Source organism: Halobacillus trueperi (assembly GCF_003386945.1).
Taxonomy (GTDB): Bacteria; Bacillota; Bacilli; order Bacillales; family Halobacillaceae; genus Halobacillus; species Halobacillus aidingensis.
Map to the genome: position 1 here is coordinate 1 of NZ_QUAE01000044.1, position 4,876 is coordinate 4,876.

3 protein-coding genes are annotated in these 4,876 nt (G+C 28.5%); all 3 read left to right on the top strand.

All coding sequences use genetic code 11. The features are described from left to right. Positions 1-1,019, top strand: a 1,019-nt coding sequence (locus DYE48_RS20820; RefSeq protein WP_208639677.1) for a glycosyltransferase family protein, incomplete at its 5' end; no start/stop codon positions are given. Positions 1,020-2,388: 1,369 nt separating this feature from the next. Then, entirely contained in the window at positions 2,389-3,564 is a 1,176-nt protein-coding gene (locus tag DYE48_RS20830; RefSeq protein ID WP_115825220.1) for a glycosyltransferase, read from the top strand. 14 nt (positions 3,565-3,578) lie between these two features. After that, positions 3,579-4,876: lipopolysaccharide biosynthesis protein (locus tag DYE48_RS20835; RefSeq protein ID WP_115825221.1), on the top strand; the 1,298-nt coding region annotated here is incomplete at its 3' end.

The following is a 4,876-nucleotide window of genomic DNA, read 5'->3' on the forward strand; positions in this document are numbered from 1 at the left end:
ATGAATTGTTTATCTTAAATAAATACTTTAATAATAAATTAAAGAAAGGTATGTACTTGGAAAAAAACAATTCGTTTTATGATAAAGTCAAGAGAACAATTAAGAGCATTATTAAAGATATCGTATTTTTTCCAGAAGTGGACAAAGAGTGGATTAAAAAATATAATAAAGAATTAAATTTTAAAGATTATGATTATATTATTTCTTCCTCAGACTCTAAAACTGCACATTTTGTTGCTATGAAAATTAAAAAGCAATTTAATACTGGGAATTGGGTTCAAATATGGGGGGATCCTTGGGAAGAGGATATTGGGATAAAAGGGTTAAGCAAGATAAGAGCTAAATATGCTGAAAAAAAATTATTAAAATTAGCAGATAAAATTCTCTATGTATCATTACCAACGCTACAACGTATGAGAAAAAAGAATACTAATTATTCTTCAAAAATGGACTATGTACCTAGGGGTTACTTACAAAAGGTTAATAGTTGTAAAAAAATTTCATCTGATTATGTGATTTCATATACAGGCGTTATAAGTTATGGTAGAAATATAACTAATTTATTGAAAGCTATTCAAAGGTATAATAAAAAATCTAAAAGAAAATTTAGGTTAGAAATATATGGCGTCTGTGATGAAGCAACCAAGAAACAACTTGAGGAATTTAAAGATTTTGTTAAATTGAATCAACCCGTAAGTTTTGAAGATATAATAGATATCTATAAGGAGTCTGATGTATTATTGTTTCTTTCAAACAGAAAAGGTGCTCATCAAATTCCGGGGAAATTGTATGACTATTTTGGTACCAACAGAAGTATTCTAGCTATTGTTGATGATATGAGTGACAGAGTTTCAAGATTTATTCATGACACTGATAGGACAGTGATGGTAAGAAATAACGAAAATGAAATTTTTTCCAAATTAAATTTATTAGAAGCTGAAATTTTAAATGGAAATAGGCATGCACTTCAACAATATAGCGATGTATGTATTGCGAAGATGCTTTTAAATAGTATATAGGAGATTTATTATGCTCTCAAATACCAATAAAAACTTACTATTATTATATATAGTTATTACTTGGACACTGCTAAGTATATTGTCTGCAGTTTTTGTAAACATTAATATATTCATATTCGGATTATTGTTGAATTTAATTGCGAGTATCACGCTAAATAAAAGTTTGGAAAAATTATTATTATTTCAAAAAGTCTTCTTTGTGAATTTATTAATAGTAACTTTTGTGTACTGTGTTTCCATATATCAATTTGATTCACCTTACTATAAGGGTGGATCAGATGATTTATCATATGAACTAGACGCACATGAAGTAGTGGATCAAACAGGGTTCTTTAATTACGAAGATATCAGGGGGAATGTAGTACCAAAATATCATAATTCCGTTGGATATATTTATGCTGTTAGCTTGATTGTACGTTCTTCTCAATTAATAGGTGAATTTCATACATTATTACCTAGAATTTTAAATGGATTTTTTATGGGTTTAATAAGTGTATTAGCCTATAACATTTCAAACAAGTACTTAAAATTAAGTAATAAGCACTCTATGATATTAGCTTATATTATAGGTTATTTTCCTATATTATGTTATACAGCTGCCTATACATTTAGGGATATAATGTTAGTTTATATTATTATGTCCACATTTTATCTGTGGTCGCAACACAAAAGCTACAATTTTATAAGCAAACTTTCCATTATAATTATTACAGCAATTTTTATATTCATATCTCTAGAGTTAAGAGCTGTTGTGGCTTATTACTTAATAATAATTCCATTTCTGTTCATATTCAAGTTTAATAAGTTAAATATCAGATCTCTTTCTCAAATTTTAATTGTATTATTGATTTTATATACACTTTTCTATGAAAAGTTCATCGTCTTTTTTAACAATACATATAATAGGTATAGTGAGTATTTAGTTACGGGAGCCGACGGATTAAGTAACTTAATATTTAATATGAGTTTACTTCCCTTTGGTATTTTTTTTAGAGCAGCATATGCCTTTATTACACCGTTTCCTAATTTAGAATACATTGAGAGCTTTTGGCTAAGCATCGGGACAATATTTCAAATATTATTCTTACCGTATTTAATTATAGCTTATCTGAATAAAAGACATTTTGAGTTGAAGGTAATTTTTGTTTTAATATTTATAAGTATTATAACTACTACCTTTACATTTAGACATATAGTTATGTATTTACCATTTGGATTGCTTCTAATTGGAAAAGTGTACTTTGAAAGTAAAAAGAACACAAAGAAGTTAATCCTTGTAATAAGCTACACTGTATTCACTTTCACTTTCACTTTATATTCAATTATGAAATATTTATGATTTTATCTTAATAAATGACAAGGAGAAAATATGCATATATTAATCATTCCTTCATGGTATTCTTCAGATGAAAACCCTGTTTTAGGCTCTTTTTTTAAGGAGCAGGCTATAGCTTTGAAAAATTCTGGTTTTAGAGTAACTGTTGCATACACAGAAATAAAAAGTATCTATAGTAAAGATATCTTTAATCCATCAAGATTTGGATTTCAGAAAGGTTATGAAACAAATTTATTAACCTATAGATTTAAAGCACTTAACTTTCTTCCGAAAATTAAAAATGGAGCCAATATTATAACTTATAAGAAGTTAGATATTCTTATAAAAAAAGTGATTGAAGAAAATGGAAGGCCAGATATTATACATCTGCATTCTTTTGTGGGTGCTGGATATGCTGTTGAAAAAATAAGTGAAAAATACAGAATACCTTATGTTATTACCGAACATCATACAGGGTTTTCTAGAGGGATTTTCTCAGATCATGAGTTGAAAACATTAAAAAAAGTATTGGAAGGCTCAGAGGAAGTCATTGCAGTTGGTAGAGGATTATACAAAGATATGAAGAAATATACTAATAAAGAAATAAATATAGTCCCTAACATGGTTGATATTGATAAGTTTAAAAAAATGAATATATATAAAAAAGATAATAACTGTTTTTACTTTTTATCAGTAGGATTTCTTACTTATAAAAAGGGTTTTGATTTACTAATAAAAGCATTTAAAGAACTTAATTTAACAGATACAAAACTTTTAATTGGTGGTGATGGTGAGGAAAAAGAGAACCTGCAAACACTCGCAAAAGACCTTGGTTTAGAGGAGCGAGTAGAGTTTTTAGGTGCAATTACCAGGGATGAGGTGAATAAGTATATGAATTTATGTGATGCTTTTGTTTTGCCTAGTAGACACGAAACATTCGGGGTTGTATTTATTGAAGCACTAGCAGTGGGTAAGCCAATAATTGCTAGTTCATGTGAAGGCCCTTTAGATATCGTAAATGAAGATAATGGATTAATTGTACCGATTGAAAATACAGAAGAATTAACAAAGGCTATGAAGTATTTATATACTAACAGAAAAGATTATGATGAAGATAGAATTAGAACAGATTGTATAGCAAAGTATAGTAACGAGGCCGTAATAGAAAAATTGGACACAATTTATCAAAGAGTTCTAGAAGATAATAGGTTCAATAATAATGGCGCTTGAAAGGAAAAATGTAAGTGAATGCATTAGTAAAGAAATTTTTATCTTTCTCATATGGTAAATGGATAGGGTTAATTATCAGTTTCTTATTAACTCCTATAATCACCCGGATACTTGACCCAACCCAACTAGGAATAGCATCTATGTTTACCTTAGCTTTAGAACTTCTCCTAGTGATTTCCCTCTTAGGTACAGATCAAGCGTATGTTAGGTTTTATTACGAAGAAATTGAACAGAACAGGCATGTACTATTAAAAAAAAGTTTAAAAATATCTTTTTTTACATATTCAATTGTCACTATTCTCATTATTATGTTCAGAGAAACTGTTTCTGTATTTATGTTGGGTGAGTACTCACCCGAGATAATATTCCTTCTTGTAGTATGTTTGTCATTCAATATATTGTATAAATTTGGAAGTTTATCAATTCGAATGCAGCAAAAAGGAACGTTTTATTCAATATTAGAAATATTTAATAAACTTATAAACTTTTCAATGGTAATCTTGCTTTTTTATATTATTGGGGCCAAGTACGAAATAATGATCTATTCAACGTGTATCACTTTTGCTACTCTCAGCTTGCTGTCTATTTTTCTAGATAGAAAAAGTTGGATAAAAATGAGAGTTACTAATATTATTAATATGCATTCGAAAAAAGAAATGATGAAGTATGGTTTTCCAATAATGTTGACTACTCTAATAGGAATGCTATTTCAAGTTGTTGATAGAATAGCTCTTAAAGAATTGGGTGATTTCAGTCAATTAGGGCTGTACGTTGCTGCTTTTAAGATAATAGCTTTATTAAACATAATTCAGACGTCATTTTCTGTATTTTGGGTGCCGGTTGCATTAGAAAGCTATGAGAAAAAAACAGATAATAAATCTTTTTTGAAGAAAGCTTATTCTGTCGTATCTTTTATTATGTTTATTTTAGCACTAATAATTATAGCATCTAAAGATTTAATTGGGTTACTGCTAGGTAGCAGCTTTAGCGGGGCGGCTATGCTAATGCCTTTTTTAGTATTTATACCTATTATGCGTACGATTTCTGAAGTGACAGTTATGGGAATAACTTTTAAGAAGAGGGTGAAGTTAAATTTAATAATAGATGCAGCTACACTCCTCTTAAATGTAATTGGAAATATATTGTTAATTCCAATTATCGGAGCTAAGGGTGCTGCTGTTTCAACAGGAATCTCATATATACTGTTTTTTACACTAAGGACTATTATATCTGAAAGGTTATACAAGGTAGTGTATAATCTTAAACTAACTTACTTGATAATTATTATCTTGCTATTATACGCATTTTATAG